This window comes from Flavobacterium sp. MAHUQ-57 (assembly GCF_051908335.1).
Classification (GTDB): domain Bacteria; phylum Bacteroidota; class Bacteroidia; order Flavobacteriales; family Flavobacteriaceae; genus Flavobacterium.
Window position 1 is genome coordinate 585,309 of sequence record NZ_JBPZTE010000007.1, and the last position, 15,176, is coordinate 600,484.

The 15,176-nt window shown below is 35.0% G+C and carries 12 protein-coding genes; all 12 read left to right on the forward strand.

The window, feature by feature from the left end:
* Positions 1-30: 30 nt before the first annotated feature.
* The 12 genes from ACS8MM_RS10695 to pruA all read left to right on the forward strand — a co-directional run bounded on the left by ACS8MM_RS10695 (position 31) and on the right by pruA (position 15,140).
* Positions 31-2,487, forward strand: a complete 2,457-nt coding sequence (locus ACS8MM_RS10695; RefSeq protein WP_379716508.1) for a DUF5916 domain-containing protein — start codon at positions 31-33, stop codon at positions 2,485-2,487.
* A gap of 37 nt (positions 2,488-2,524) precedes the next feature.
* Positions 2,525-4,042 carry a 2,3-bisphosphoglycerate-independent phosphoglycerate mutase gene (gpmI, locus tag ACS8MM_RS10700; RefSeq protein ID WP_379716511.1) on the forward strand — a complete coding sequence of 506 codons (1,518 nt, stop codon included), beginning with the start codon at positions 2,525-2,527 and terminating at the stop codon, positions 4,040-4,042.
* Positions 4,043-4,049: 7 nt separating this feature from the next.
* On the forward strand, positions 4,050-4,625 hold the full coding sequence (locus ACS8MM_RS10705) for a thioredoxin family protein (RefSeq protein ID WP_379716514.1): 576 nt from the start codon (positions 4,050-4,052) through the stop codon (positions 4,623-4,625).
* A 167-nt stretch (positions 4,626-4,792) separates the two neighbouring features.
* Positions 4,793-5,464 carry a TetR/AcrR family transcriptional regulator gene (locus ACS8MM_RS10710; RefSeq protein WP_379716517.1) on the forward strand — a complete coding sequence of 224 codons (672 nt, stop codon included), beginning with the start codon at positions 4,793-4,795 and terminating at the stop codon, positions 5,462-5,464.
* The gene (locus ACS8MM_RS10715) at positions 5,461-7,110 is read left to right on the forward strand and encodes a peptidase domain-containing ABC transporter (RefSeq protein ID WP_379716520.1); all 1,650 of its coding nucleotides are present in this window, start codon (positions 5,461-5,463) and stop codon (positions 7,108-7,110) included. Before ACS8MM_RS10710 ends, ACS8MM_RS10715 begins: the two co-directional genes overlap by 4 nt.
* Before the next feature lie 10 nt (positions 7,111-7,120).
* Positions 7,121-8,473, forward strand: coding sequence for an HlyD family secretion protein (locus ACS8MM_RS10720; protein ID WP_379716523.1), 1,353 nt, complete (start codon positions 7,121-7,123; stop codon positions 8,471-8,473).
* A complete protein-coding gene (locus tag ACS8MM_RS10725; RefSeq protein ID WP_379716526.1) occupies positions 8,457-9,842 on the forward strand; it encodes a TolC family protein in 1,386 nt (461 codons plus the stop codon). The genes ACS8MM_RS10720 and ACS8MM_RS10725 overlap by 17 nt, the downstream gene beginning before the upstream one ends.
* A gap of 213 nt (positions 9,843-10,055) precedes the next feature.
* Positions 10,056-10,880 (forward strand): type I methionyl aminopeptidase, encoded by an 825-nt coding sequence (map, locus tag ACS8MM_RS10730; protein WP_379716529.1) that lies wholly within the window; start codon positions 10,056-10,058, stop codon positions 10,878-10,880.
* Positions 10,880-11,650 carry a class I SAM-dependent methyltransferase gene (locus ACS8MM_RS10735; protein ID WP_379716532.1) on the forward strand — a complete coding sequence of 257 codons (771 nt, stop codon included), beginning with the start codon at positions 10,880-10,882 and terminating at the stop codon, positions 11,648-11,650. The genes map and ACS8MM_RS10735 overlap by 1 nt, the downstream gene beginning before the upstream one ends.
* 57 nt (positions 11,651-11,707) lie before the next feature.
* On the forward strand, positions 11,708-12,961 hold the full coding sequence (locus ACS8MM_RS10740) for a DUF5103 domain-containing protein (protein ID WP_379716535.1): 1,254 nt from the start codon (positions 11,708-11,710) through the stop codon (positions 12,959-12,961).
* Positions 12,962-13,033: 72 nt separating this feature from the next.
* Positions 13,034-13,420, forward strand: a complete 387-nt coding sequence (gene apaG, locus ACS8MM_RS10745) for a Co2+/Mg2+ efflux protein ApaG (protein WP_379716538.1) — start codon at positions 13,034-13,036, stop codon at positions 13,418-13,420.
* Between the two features lie 91 nt (positions 13,421-13,511).
* The gene (pruA, locus tag ACS8MM_RS10750; protein ID WP_379716541.1) at positions 13,512-15,140 is read left to right on the forward strand and encodes an L-glutamate gamma-semialdehyde dehydrogenase; all 1,629 of its coding nucleotides are present in this window, start codon (positions 13,512-13,514) and stop codon (positions 15,138-15,140) included.
* Positions 15,141-15,176: the final 36 nt, after the last annotated feature.

Here is a 15,176-nt window from a genome sequence, read left to right on the forward strand (position 1 = left end):
AATTTTGAGACATCATCAATCAAAAAAATAATGAGCAAAAAAAAATTAATAGTTCTTGCGATTTTTCATTCTCTTTTTGCTTTTTCGCAAGCAACCGACTCAAAAACAGGCATCTCTGAAAAGAAACAATTAACTGCCAAAAGAGTTAATCAGCACGTCAACATCGATGGAAAACTCGATGAAGTGGAATGGCAATCTGCAGAAGTTGCTACAGACTTTATTATGCTTGAACCTGATAACGGCAAAGCTATCGATCCATCTAAAAAAACCGAAGTAAAAATACTTTTTGATGATGAAGCAATTTACATCGGGGCTGTTTTAAACGACAATGAACCGGAAAAAATTATGCGTGAAATTACCCAAAGAGATGATGATGGAGCGACTGATTTTTTTGGTTTAAGTGTAAATGGATATAATGACGGTCAGCAAGAATTTCGTTTTATAGTAACTGCAGCCGGCGTTCAGTGGGATGCCAATGCCAGTTCTACAACTGGGGAAGACGCTTCATGGGATGCTATTTGGGAAAGTGAAGTTATTGTACATGAAAAAGGCTGGACTGTCGAAATTAAACTACCTTACTCTGCACTTCGCTTCTCAAAAGAGCAAAAACAAACTTGGGGAATGCAGTTTTTTAGGCAATTACGTAGATATCGCCAACTATACACTTGGAATTATGTAAACAACAACAAAGGCTCTCTAGAACAGCAATCTGGAGAACTTTTGGGAATTGAAAACATCAAAACCCCTACCCGATTATTTCTTTTCCCTTATGCATCTACCTACGTTAGTAGCAACAAAAGCGATGGCACACAAACTGAGTTCAAAGGTGGAATGGATATCAAATACGGCATCAACGACGCCTTCACATTGGATGCCATTTTAGTACCTGATTTTGGCCAGACTGCATTCGACAACCAAATTCTAAACCTCGGTCCTTTTGAACAACAATTCAATGAAAACAGGCCTTTTTTTACAGAAGGAACTGACTTATTCAATAAAGGTAATTTATTTTACTCTCGAAGAATCGGAGGACGCCCATCATTAAGAAAAGGAAAACTGAGCAATACTTTAGATGAAAATGAAATCATAGAAGACTATCCCGAAAAAATCAATTTACTAAATGCTTTGAAAATTTCTGGACGTACCAAAAAAGGTTTAGGAATTGGTTTTCTTAATGCTGTAACCGAAAAAACAGAAGCCACAATTAAAGACACCATAACTGGGGTGAGAAGACATCAGATTGTCGAACCATTAACAAACTATAACATACTCACACTTGATCAGCGCTTTAATAAAAATTCATCCGTATCTTTCATCAACACGAGTGTAATCAGAAACACTGAATTCAGAGACGCTAACGTATCGGCTTTGGTATTTGATCTAAACACTAAAAAGAATACATTCAACCTTTCAGGAGATTTCAAATACAGCACTGTTAACGAATATCAGAAAGAAGAAAATAAAAACGGATACAATACTTCGCTAAGTTTTGCAGAAACCAGCGGAAAAGTAAGATTCAGCGTAACAACTAATTATATCACCAAGGAATTTGACAACAATGACTTAGGCATCACTTTTAAAACCAATTACCTTGGCACTTACGGAAATTTACATTACCGTATCTTAAAACCAACTAAAACCTTCAACTCGCTCACGGCCAACATGAACATTAATAGTGAGTTTGAAAATCAGACTGGGAAACTACAGGCAGGAAATATTAATTTCAACCTGAATTCTACATTCAAAAACAATGATGGTTTCGGAGCCGGATTATTCATCAGACCTTTTGAAGTAAATGATTTTTACGCTCCGCAATCCGAAGGCAGATACGTTACTTTTCCTAAATACTATGAAACGTGGACATATTACTCATCCAATTACAATCGAAAATTTGCCTTTGATTTCAATCCGTGGATAGGTACAACTTCCGAGGTTGATCGAAACAGTTATGGATTCAGTTTCAGTCCAAGATATCGCATCAGTAATAAACTTATGGTCATTTTGGGCTACGATTACAGCAAAGAAAACAACACGGTTGGGTATTATGATCAGTTAGAAAGTAGTGACATCATCTTTGAAAAAAGAAATATCAATACTTCAACAATCTACTTGAGAAGCAAGTTTGCCTTAAACAACAAAATGACTATTAATGTGAACACTCGTTACTATTGGAGTTATGTTAACGGAAAGGGATTCAAAGCACTTCAAAATGACGGTTCTCTTGACACTATTTATTTGCCCGAGGACTCTAGTCAAGATTTCAGTTCTTGGAACTTGGACTGTTCGTATTCATGGTGGATTGCTCCAGGAAGTCAACTCAACGTTTTGTACAGAAACACTTCTGACAATTACGAAGACGGACTGAGCCGAGTAGATAAAAATGTATCTCGAAATTTTCAAAATTTATTCGGAGACAAACTAAATCATACTTTTTCAATAAGTTTACGTTACTTTTTAGATTTCAACCGCGTTAAAAACTGGATTTAATTTTCTAATTTTGAAGCTATTTCTTTAGAATTTGAAAATGAACAAAAAAGTAATCTTGATGATATTGGATGGATGGGGAAAATCTCCAGATCCAAAAGTTTCCGCTATAGACAATGCTAATGTCCCATTTATAAACAGTCTTTACACTAAATATCCCAATGCACAACTTCGGACCGACGGCCTAAATGTAGGACTTCCCGAAGGTCAAATGGGTAATAGCGAAGTAGGCCACATGAATTTGGGAGCTGGCCGTATTGTGTATCAAGATTTAGCTAAAATCAATCTAGCTGTAGAACACAAAACATTGAATGAAGAACAAGTGCTAAGCGATGCATTTGCTTATGCTAAAGGAAACAACAAACCAGTTCATTTTTTAGGCTTGGTATCAGATGGTGGCGTACATTCCCACACTGATCACCTGAAAGGATTATTAGATGCCGCTCAGGATTTCGGTTTGCAAAAAGTGTTCATACACGCGTTTACCGATGGCCGTGATGTTGATCCGAAATCGGGTGCGAAACATATTGAAGACTTAAATGAGTATACTAAAAAATCTTCAGCCAAAATTGCCTCAATCGTAGGTCGTTATTTCGCTATGGACCGAGACAAAAGATGGGAACGTGTTAAAAAAGCCTATGATGTCGTAGTTAATGGTGTAGGAAACCATTCGAAAAATGCAGTTTTAAGCATACTAGAAAGCTACCATAATCACATTACTGATGAATTTATAGAACCTATAGTAATGGTGGATGACAACAACCAACCTTTGGCAACAATCAAAGAAGACGATGTAGTTATTTTCTTCAACTTTAGAACTGATCGTGGACGTGAATTAACCGAAGTACTTTCTCAATATGATTTGCACGAACAAAACATGCACAAATTGAATTTGTATTATGTCACCATGACCAATTATGATGACACTTACAAAAACGTACATGTCATTTACGATAAAGACAATATTACCGAAACATTAGGTGAAGTCTTAGAGAGAAACAACAAGAAACAAATTCGCATCGCCGAAACTGAAAAATACCCACATGTTACCTTTTTCTTTTCGGGTGGTCGTGAAGAACCTTTCAAAGGGGAAAGTCGTATTCTTTGTCCATCGCCAAAAGTAGCCACTTACGATTTAAAACCGGAAATGAGTGCCTTTGAATTAAAAGACGCGCTGCTTCCTGAATTACAAAAAGGCGAAGTGGATTTCGTTTGTTTGAATTTTGCCAATGGCGACATGGTAGGACATACCGGCGTAATGGAAGCTGCAATTAAAGCCTGTGAAGCAGTAGATATCTGCGTAAAAGAAGTTATCGAAACTGCTTTGAAAAATGATTACACTACTATTGTTATAGCTGACCACGGCAACTGCGAAACTATGATCAATCCGGATGGAACGCCAAATACTGCCCACACCACGAACCCTGTTCCCATAATTTTGGTAGATCCTGCAATAAAATCTATCAAAAATGGAGTGTTGGGTGATATTGCACCGACAGTTTTAGACTTAATGGGCATTCAAAAACCAGAAGCCATGACAGGACATTCCCTACTATAATATGATTATGAAAAAAATAACAACAATCCTTTTGGCTTCTTTTGCTGTAATCAGTTGCAAAACAAATCAAACGGTTATTGAAAAAGCTGCCCCCATAGTTATGGAAGAAAAAACAGTATCAGAAAATCATGAAAAATCAGCAGAACCTGTATTAACAGGAGTAAAAACCAAAGCTGATTTACAAACAGAACCCTACAATTCTTGGTTCACAACCGGTGAAGAAGGTTACAAAGCCCATCCTGCAACAATCACTTTACTAAAAAATGCACCTCAGAATTACGAGATCACTATCTTCATGGGTACATGGTGTAGTGATAGTAAAACTCAAGTGCCTCATTTTTACAAAATACTAAATGAAATTGGTTTTGATTTATCCAAAGTAAAATTAATCACAATGGATCGTGAGAAGAGTACTCCGGAAAAACTAGAAGAAGGTTTTAGCATCAGTAATGTACCCACTTTCATTTTTTTCAAAAACGGAAAAGAAGTACACCGTATCGTTGAATCTCCAGTTGAAACATTAGAAGCCGATATGCTGAAAATCATTTCGGAACAGCCTTACAAACATACCTACGAAAATTAAAATAATTAAAAATGCTTTCTGTCAAAAAGGGAATCATTCAATCTTTTCAAAACGTACCATCAAGCCACTTTTAAAGTGGCTTTTTTATTAAACAAAAGTTAAACTTACTTTTTTAATAGTAATACTATTAATAATGTTTGTATGTTTGTTAAAAATAAACTCGAGATATGAAAAATCTAATTTCAAATATAAAAATTGCTGTAAACAACAAATTATACGTAAAAGATCCTGAAACGTCAGATTTAGGCAAGAAAATAATTCAGAACAGCATACTTCTTATAGACGAAATTGGCTTCGAACTTTTTACTTTTAAAAAATTAGGAGAAAAAATACAATCCAATGAAAGTTCAATTTATCGCTATTTTGAAAACAAGCACAAGCTAATGCTATATCTATCATCATGGTATTGGACTTGGATCGATTACAACTTGGTATTTTCAACTGCTAATATTACAAATCCAAGTGAGAAATTAGAAAAAGCCATTAAAATCGTAACACAAAACATCACTGACGATTTAGAAACTCCTCATATCAACGAAGAAGTTTTAAACCGTATCATAATTTCAGAGTTTACCAAAACTTTTCTAACAAAGGAAGTAGACGAAGAAAACAAAGAAGGATTCTTCTTGGTATACAAACAAGTAGTCAACCGAATCATTGAGTTTATTACCGAAGTAAATCCAAACTACAAATTTCCGAAAAGTTTAGCATCTTCGGTAGTTGAAGGTGCCTTACATCAACAATACATAAAAAAACATTTTAAGACGATTACCAATTTTAACGAAACTGATAATGTAACTCAATTTTACATCGAATTAGTTAAAAAAACTTTATCATGAGACCATTAACCCGATTCAAACGATTAATTGAAATTGACAAAAAAGATATTTATCAAATTTTTTGGTATGCCATTTTTGCCGGAATTATAAGCCTTTCACTACCTCTTGGCATTCAATCCATCATTAATTTTATTCAAGCAGGTAAGATTAGTACTTCTTGGATTATGCTTGTAATCATCGTTGTATTAGGCGTATCATTGGTAGGTTTATTAAAAGTAATGCAGTTTCGAATTTCAGAAAATCTCCAACAAAAGATATTTGTGCGTTCCTCATTTGAATTAGCTTACAGATTTCCAAAAATCAAACAAAAAGAATACTATAATCAATATCCACCTGAATTAGCCAATCGCTTTTTTGACACTTTAAATATTCAAAAAGGAGTTTCAAAATTATTACTAGATAGTTCAACTGCATTGCTGCAGATATTCTTTGGTATTATTTTACTTTCACTTTACCACTCCTTTTTTATATTTTTTGGTCTTACACTTCTTTTTCTCTTGTATTTTATTTACAAAGTAAATTTTGACGTCGGATTAAATACTTCACTAAAGGAGTCCAAGTACAAATACAAAGTAGCACATTGGCTTCAGGAAATCGCAAGAAACCACATAAGTTTTAAAAATAAAAATGCATTTGAATATTCACTTTCAAAAAATGATGAACTTGTTAATGAATACCTTACTTATAGAGAAAAACACTTTAAGGTTTTAAAAAAGCAATTCATACAACTCATTGGTTTTAAAGTATTGCTAACCGCAGGCCTATTAATTGTCGGAGGTTTTTTGGTTCTTAATCAACAAATGAATATAGGTCAGTTTGTAGCCGCAGAGATCGTTATATTATCTATAATTGGAGCGGTAGAAAAACTGTTTTCCGGTTTGGAATTATTTTATGACGTATTGACATCTTTAGAAAAAATTGGACAAGTAGCCGATCTCGAATTAGAAGAAGACAACAAAAAATCAAAATACTTATTTACAGATCACAATCAAATCACAATAGAAGCGAAGGAGATTATCTACACCTATCCCGAAAGTAATCTTCCTACTCTATCCAATGTGAACATTAAAATAAAAGCCGGAGAAAAAGTGCTATTAAAAGGTGAAAACGGTTCCGGAAAAACCACATTACTCCGTTTATTATCAGGATTATTCGAACCTGATTCCGGGACAATTTTCATAAACGACACCAATATAAAACAACTTTCGATTGAGGATTATCGATCAAAAATAGGAATGATTACCTTAAACGAAACCCCTTTTGACGGTACCATTTTTGAGAATATTACCAATAACAATCCAAATATCAGCCTTGAAGATGTACATCAAGTTTTAGAACAAGTAAAGCTAACAGAAAATATTAAAAGTTTACCAAAAGGTTTGGACACTCATCTTTTTCCTCAAGGCAAACAAATTAATTCTTCGGTAATTCAAAAAATCATTCTAGCACGTTGCATTATCAACAAACCGAAAGTATTATTTCTAGAAGAACCAGTCGATAAATCCGACAACACAACTGCGAAAGAAATCATCGATTTTCTGACCAGTCCGAATAACCAATGGACTTTAATTGTCATTGCAAAAGATTCTTATTGGGAAGAAAAATGCAATAGAACAATATCATTAGACGAATCAACAACTGTGTAAAAAATAAAGTATGTTAAACATCACTAATAACAGAATCGAAAAGTTTGTCGATATGTCCAAATACCAATCGACAAAAGTGTTTGCTGACAACAGGCAATATACAATCATAAAAAAAATTCTAGGCGGAACAGCCTTAGTAACCCTTTTATTCATGTTTTTACCTTGGACACAAAACATTAAAGGCAATGGTTATGTTACTACTCTAAAACCAAATCAGAGACCACAAGAAGTTCAAACCGCTATAGCTGGAAGAATTGAAAAATGGTTTGTTCAAGAAGGAGATTTTGTAAAAAAAGGGGATACCATTTTATTCATTTCAGAAATAAAAGAAGATTATCTCGATCCAAACTTAGTAGAAAACACAGGCAATCAAGTTAGAGCAAAAGAAGGAGCTGTACAATCCTACGCAGAAAAAGCAAAAGCACTTGATAGTCAAATAAGTGCAATTCAAAACGAAAAGAATTTGAAATTAAAACAGGCGCAAAATAAATTACGCCAAGCACATCTTAAAGTAAAAAGCGACAGTATTGAATTTGAAGCAGCCAAAACACAGTTAAAAATTGCGCGAACACAATTTAACCGTTCAGTTACACTAAACAAAGAAGGATTAAAACCTGTTTCCGATGTGGAAGAAAAAAGAATGAAGTTACAAGATACAGAAGCTAAAATCATCACTTCCGAAAACAAATACATTGCTAGTAAAAACGAAGTATTAAACGCAACAATGGAATTAAGCCGAATCACCGCTGAATATTCTGAAAAAAGCGCCAAAGCGAGTAGCGATAAACAATCTGCCATTAGTTCTCAATATGATACAGAGGCGCAAGTCAATAAATTAAAAAATCAATACAAAAATTATCAAATCCGTAATGGCCTTTATTATATCACTGCTCCTCAAGATGGCTTTGTAAACCGTGCCATTCGATCAGGAATCGGAGAAACAATGAAAGAAGGTACAGCTGTCGTTACTATTATGCCGGCTAATTTTGAAATTGCAGTTGAAACCTACATTGATCCAATTGATTTTCCACTAGTCAATAAAGGTGAAAAAATCCGTGTTTGGTTTGATGGTTGGCCTACTATTGTGTTCAGTGGATGGCCAGGTGCTTCCTATGGAACTTTTGGAGGAGTGATTGTTGCAAAAGAGAATTTTATTAGCGACAATGGAAAATACCGTGTATTAATAGCACCCGATCCGAAAGAAAAAAAATGGCCAGAATTATTAAGCATTGGTGCTGGAGCACAAACTTTAGCCCTACTTAACGATGTACCCATGTGGTTTGAAATATGGCGAACTTTAAATGGATTCCCTCCTAATTTCTATAAAGGTGAAAATAGCAAGAAAGATGAAAAGAAAAAGTAATTACCTTATTGTTCTCATGTTCGTTGTTGTCAATGGTTTTTCACAGACAAAAGAACTTACATACAATGAATTTTTAGGCTATGTAAAAAAATACCATCCATTAGTTAAACAAGCCAACTTAAATATATCGGAAGCACAAGCTCAGTTAATGCAAGCTAGAGGTGCATTTGATCCTAAAATTGAAGTTGATTTTGACAAAAAAAAATTCAAGGATAAAGACTATTATTCATTATTTAATGGCGGTTTTAAAATTCCCACTTGGTATGGTATAGAATTAAAAGCTGCCTTCGACAACAATGAAGGAATATATGTCAACCCAGAAAACCTAACTCCTGCAAATGGATTAACTTCTGTCGGAATTGCGATTCCAGTAGGACAAGGTTTATTCATCAATCAACGAATGGCTGATATCCGCAAAGCAAAATTAGCACAAGTTCTAAATACAGCAGAAAGAGATTTACAGGCTTTAGAAATCATTCACGAAGCTTCACTTCGCTATTTTGAATGGAAACGAAATTATGAGGAAGTAAAATTGTACGAGAACTATTTAAAAAATGCCGAGCTTCGTTTTGTTGGTGTAAAAAAACTCATCGAGCTAGGTGACAAACCAGCTATAGATAGTATTGAGGCCGGAATCACTGTGAAAAACAGAAAACTCAACCTAGAAGATTCTAATTTGAAATTAATCAAAGCCCGATTGGTATTGTCTAATTTTTTATGGACAATCGATAATATTCCTTTGGAAATAGACGAAAGCCTAATCCCAGACAATACTCTTAAAAATACTATTGAGTCGACATTAACCCAAAATGGCTTACATTCTTTTCAAGTAGAAAACCACCCCAAGATCAAAGCCTGGAACACTAAAATTGACATGTTGGAAATCGAACGAAAACTAAAAGCCAATACTTTATTGCCTAAATTAGATGTTAGTTATAACTATTTATCAGAACCCAATTATTTTTCCAACTACAGGTTTGAAGATTACAAAATCGGGCTTAATTTTAGTATGCCTTTATTTTTAAGGAAGGAACGTGCAAGTGTGAAACTTGCTCAACTTAAAATTGACGATTCAAAATACAGTATTCAGTTTGAAAGTTTACAACTGCAGAATAAAGTGAAGGCTCAAGTAAAAGAAATTACATCTTTAAAAAAACAATTAGAGTTAGCCAATGGCCTCGTTAATGATTTTGACAAAATGCTAAAAGCCGAAGATCGTTTGTTTGAAATTGGCGAAAGCTCTTTGTTTGTAATCAACACACGTGAAAACGCATTGGTGAGTGCTCAAATAAACACTATTGCAGCAGAAAATAGATTATATAATGCACTTATTGGGCTGTTTCATTCGATTGGAAATGTAGGATTATAACTTATCTAAGACAAAAGTTCTAACGTTTACCATTGAAGAGAATTAATTATTCTGAATAAGCCAGAAAGTAAACTCTTCATTTCAAGAATAAAAAAATGATTTTGTATCGACTTAACTGATCTAAAACCAGTCAAAAAAGGATACTACTCATATCCTTCACATTTTAATTATTAATTCTCAGAATTTTGTACTTTTGCTGCCTTATTTAGATTTATGAGTTCTATAATTTTAAAAACAAGAGAAGAAATAGAATTAATGCGCGAAAGTGCTTTGATTGTTTCCAAAACATTAGGAATGTTAGCTTCAGAAATAAAACCTGGAGTAAGTACTCTCTATTTAGATAAACTTGCCGAAACGTTTATTCGTGACCACGGTGCCACTCCTGCTTTTTTAGGTATGTATGGCTTCCCGAATTCGTTGTGCATGAGTCCTAACTCTCAAGTTGTTCATGGTATACCAAACGAAAAACCATTAGAAGACGGCGATATCATATCTGTAGATTGTGGTGCGTTAAAAAATGGATTTTACGGAGATCATGCCTATACTTTTGAAGTAGGTGAAGTTGCAACAGCTACAAAAATGCTATTAAAAACTACTAAAGAATCATTATACGTTGGTATTCGTGAATTAAAAGCCGGCAATCGAACTGAGGATGTTGGATATGCCATTCAAAAATATTGCGAAAGTCATGGTTATGGTGTGGTTCGTGAATTAGTAGGACACGGATTAGGACGTACGATGCACGAAGCACCCGAAATGCCAAATTACGGTAAAAAAGGTCGTGGAAAACTAATGCAAGAAGGTTTAGTAGTTGCCATTGAACCCATGATCAATCAAGGAACAAAAAACATCAAGCAACACAAAGACGGCTGGACAATAACAACGGCTGACGGAAAGCCTTCAGCTCACTTTGAACATGACGTAGCAATTATTGATGGAAAACCTGAACTGTTGTCCACTTTTGCTTATATCTATAAAGCTTTGGGAATCACTTCCAACGAAGAAGATGAATTTAGAAAACAGCCCATCGTACTCTAATGAAGAAACTTTTTAAATTCATACTGAATACCATCCCGCGTCCATTACTTATCCGTTTAAGTATTGTGGTTCGTCCAATTTTAGCTTTTCTTTTAAAAGGAAACCGCTTTACAGATCCTATTGACGGCAAAAGCTTTCGAATGTTTTTACCTTATGGATACGGAAACCAACGCAATAATGTATTATCACCGAGTACTCTTTCATTGGAAAGACATCGTTTGCTTTGGTTGTATTTACAGAATGAAACCGATTTTTTTACTTCAAAGGAAAAGAAAAAGGTATTGCATTTTGCCCCGGAACAGGAATTTTATAAAAGATTCAAAAAACAACAAAATATCGATTATACGACGACCGATTTGTTTTCACCCTTAGCCGATGTAAAAGCAGATATATGCAATTTGCCTTTTGAAGAGAATTCGTATGATATTATTTTCTGCAATCATGTTTTAGAGCACATCCCTGATGACACCAAAGCTATGCAGGAACTATACCGTGTCTTAAAACCGGGCGGCATGGGTATTTTTCAGATTCCTCAGGATTTATCTAGAGCATCTACATTCGCAGACGATTCGATTATCGATCCTAAAGAACGGGCTAAAATTTTCGGCCAATACGATCATGTTCGCGTATATGGTTTGGATTATTTTGACAAGCTAAGAAGTATTGGTTTCAAAGTATCTGAAATAGATTATACGGCTAAACTTTCCCCTGAATTGGTAGAAAAGTATTGTTTAGCACAAGGTGAGATCATTCCGGTTTGTTTCAAATAATATCTTGGCACAATATTCGTTGTAAAATCATATCTTTACTTCCACTGATTTTAAAATATGATTCGCAAAATTACCATAGTATTATATTTAATAGGTGCTTTTAGCATCAATTTGCGTGCGCAGTCAGTTGAAGAAACCCAACCGCCTTTTCACATAAAAACTATTAGTTTCAATCAAGGAGTTGGTAATGTTTTTCCCTTTTTCCGATTGGGCGATTCTTTCCAGCTGACTTTTGATGATTTGTATGGCAATGAGGAAGATTATTACTTTACAATAACTCATCACAATTACAATTGGACACCTTCTGAATTAGCCAAAGCCGAATACCTTACCGGAACAGATAATCAACGCGTTCAGGATTATGAAAATTCGTTCAACACCTTGCAACTGTACTCACATTATCGTTTGAATTTTCCCAATAATTTCTTTCAATTAACCCGAAGCGGGAATTATCTCGTTTCCATATTTAACAATAATCGCGAATTGGTGTTTTCGAAAAAGTTCATCATTTACGAAGAATTAGTAGACGTTCCAATGCAAATCAAACGCTCGAGAAACATTGTTGATATTAAAGAAAAACACAATGTGGAATTCACAGTAAAATCACAAAATATCCTATTCCAATCGCCCAATCAAAATGTAAAAATCATTTTATTCCAAAACGGCAAATGGAACAATACGATTGTCAATATTAAACCTCAATATACAATAGGAAACGATCTGATATTCCGATACAATACCGAAACTCAGTTTTATGCAGGAAACGAATATTTGAATTTCGACAACAAAGAAGTACGAGTTCCCACTAATACTATTCAAAAAGTAGATTCCAACAGCGGTTTGTACAGCGCTTATTTGTATACTGATTCCGCAAGAAAGAACAAAGGTTACACCTTCTTCCCTGACATCAATGGTGGTTTTTTAAACCGAAATCTTATTGCCGAAAACAGCGATGTACAGTCGGACTATGCCTGGATGTATTTTTCGCTTTTTGCTCCAGAATACCAAGCCAATTCCAACATTTATGTAACCGGAATGTTCAATAATTATGCTTTGACAAACGAATACAAAATGGATTATAATGTAGAGAAAGGGATTTTCGAAAAAGCCATTTTAATCAAACAAGGTTTCAACAACTACAGCTACACCCTATTCAAAAACAATTCAATTGACGAAAAAAACGCAATTGATGGTAATTTTTACGAAACAGAAAACATTTACAATGCCTTCATCTACTATAGAGCCAATGGCGAAAGATACGACAGAGTCATTGGAAAAGGTGAAGCTTCTTCTATTAACATTACCAACTAAAAAATTAACAGGAATTGCAAACAATTATTTTTATAAAATTTCTAAATTTGTATATCCCTCAGGAAATTAGGTATGGTAACGCAAATTACACAAGGTATTAAAATTTCGGTTATGACGACTTTTGAAGGCACATACTTCAAAAATCATAAGATGCACTTTGCTTTCAGTTATCATATTTCCATTGAGAATCACAGTAAAGATTCGGTACAACTGATGGCCCGTCATTGGGAAATATTCGATGCACTTAATCATATGGAGACCGTTGACGGCGAAGGAGTGGTAGGCAAAAAACCGGTATTAAAACCCGGAGAAGTACACACTTACAGTTCCGGATGCTTACTTTGTGCACCATTTGGAACCATGCAAGGATATTTCAGTATGATAAATTTTACCTCTACAAAATCGTTTCAGGTTATTATTCCTCCTTTTAAACTTAGCGCTCCTTTTGCATTGAATTAATTTGTGATTACTTTATAAATTAATCTGTTTTTCCTTTGTACTTTTGTGACGATTTAATTTCAATTAGTCTAACTATTTAACAATCATAAAAATGCTAAAAGGATTTTTTAACGTACCGAAAGCGGTTAACGAACCTGTAAAATCATATGCTCCGGATTCTCCTGAAAGAGATGCGGTGCACGAAGCTTACGCTGCATTATGGAACTCACCTATTGATGTTCCATTGTACATTGGCAGCGAAGAAATTCGCACCGGAAATACCAGAACCATGTCGGCACCACACGACCACCAACATATTGTGGGAACCTATCATTTAGCTGAAAAAACACACGTAGAAAAAGCAATTGCTAATGCGTTGGAAAGCCGTACTAAATGGGCTAACATGGCTTGGGAACAAAGAGCTGCTATTTTCTTAAAAGCAGCTGAATTGATTGCTGGTCCGTACCGTGCAAAAATCAACGCGGCAACCATGATTGCGCAATCCAAAACAATTCATCAGGCAGAAATTGATGCTGCATGTGAATTGATTGACTTCTTACGTTTCAACGTAGAATTCATGACACAAATTTATCAGGACCAACCTACATCAAATTCAGACATGTGGAATCGTGTAGAATACCGTCCATTAGAAGGTTTTGTATATGCCATCACTCCATTTAACTTTACCGCTATTGCTGCTAACTTGCCTGCAAGTGCCGCAATGATGGGTAATGTAGTTATCTGGAAGCCTTCAGATAGCCAGGTTTTCTCTGCTAAAGTAATTATCGATGTATTCAAAGAAGCAGGTGTCCCAGACGGCGTAATCAATGTAGTTTTCGGAGATCCTGTCATGATTACTGATACAGTTTTAGCATCACCTGATTTCTCAGGAATCCACTATACTGGATCAACTTTCGTGTTCAAAGAAATTTGGAAAAAAATTGGCGAAAATATTCACACCTACAAAACCTACCCAAGAATTGTAGGTGAGACCGGAGGAAAAGATTTCATTATGGTTCACCCATCAGCCAATGTAAAACAAGTCGTTGCCAACAGTATTCGTGGTGCTTTCGAATTCCAAGGACAAAAATGTTCAGCTGCCTCTAGAGCTTATTATCCAAAAAGCTTATGGCCAGCAATCAAAGAAGAAATGGCAGCAGAATTGTCGACAATCAAACAAGGTTCACCTCAAGATTTTTCAAACTTTGTAACTGCAGTGATTCACGAAGGTTCATTTGATAAATTAGCAAAATATATCGACCAAGCAAAAAATGATGCAGATGCTGAAGTAATTTTCGGAGGTGGTTATGACAAATCGAAAGGATATTTCATTCAACCAACAGTGATCTTAACGACAAATCCAAAGTACACTACTATGGAAACGGAGCTTTTCGGACCAGTTTTAACTGTTTATATTTACGAAGATGAAAAATTCAGTGAAACACTACAATTAGTAGATTCAACTTCCGAATACGCTTTAACTGGTGCAATTTTTAGCCAGGATCGTTATGCTATTGAAGAAGCTACTGTAGCTTTACAAAACAGTGCAGGAAACTTCTATATCAATGACAAACCAACGGGAGCTGTTGTAGGTCAACAACCTTTTGGTGGTGCAAGAGCATCAGGAACGAACGATAAAGCAGGTTCTGCACAAAATTTATTACGTTGGGTTTCTCCTAGAACTATTAAAGAAACTTTTGTGACTCCAGTAGATTATAGATATCCGTTTTTAAAACAATAAAAACTTTAACAAAAAATCCATCCCAAACAGGATGGA

Coding starts and splice junctions, on each gene's coding strand:
- pruA (WP_379716541.1), top strand. CDS start 13,512: ATGCTAAAAGGATTTTTTAACGTACCGAAAGCGGTTAACGAACCTGTA.
- ACS8MM_RS10725 (WP_379716526.1), top strand. CDS start 8,457: ATGAAAAGAAAAAGTAATTACCTTATTGTTCTCATGTTCGTTGTTGTC.
- ACS8MM_RS10715 (WP_379716520.1), top strand. CDS start 5,461: ATGAGACCATTAACCCGATTCAAACGATTAATTGAAATTGACAAAAAA.
- ACS8MM_RS10735 (WP_379716532.1), top strand. CDS start 10,880: ATGAAGAAACTTTTTAAATTCATACTGAATACCATCCCGCGTCCATTA.
- ACS8MM_RS10720 (WP_379716523.1), top strand. CDS start 7,121: ATGTTAAACATCACTAATAACAGAATCGAAAAGTTTGTCGATATGTCC.
- ACS8MM_RS10710 (WP_379716517.1), top strand. CDS start 4,793: ATGAAAAATCTAATTTCAAATATAAAAATTGCTGTAAACAACAAATTA.
- gpmI (WP_379716511.1), top strand. CDS start 2,525: ATGAACAAAAAAGTAATCTTGATGATATTGGATGGATGGGGAAAATCT.
- map (WP_379716529.1), top strand. CDS start 10,056: ATGAGTTCTATAATTTTAAAAACAAGAGAAGAAATAGAATTAATGCGC.
- ACS8MM_RS10740 (WP_379716535.1), top strand. CDS start 11,708: ATGATTCGCAAAATTACCATAGTATTATATTTAATAGGTGCTTTTAGC.
- ACS8MM_RS10695 (WP_379716508.1), top strand. CDS start 31: ATGAGCAAAAAAAAATTAATAGTTCTTGCGATTTTTCATTCTCTTTTT.
- apaG (WP_379716538.1), top strand. CDS start 13,034: ATGGTAACGCAAATTACACAAGGTATTAAAATTTCGGTTATGACGACT.
- ACS8MM_RS10705 (WP_379716514.1), top strand. CDS start 4,050: ATGAAAAAAATAACAACAATCCTTTTGGCTTCTTTTGCTGTAATCAGT.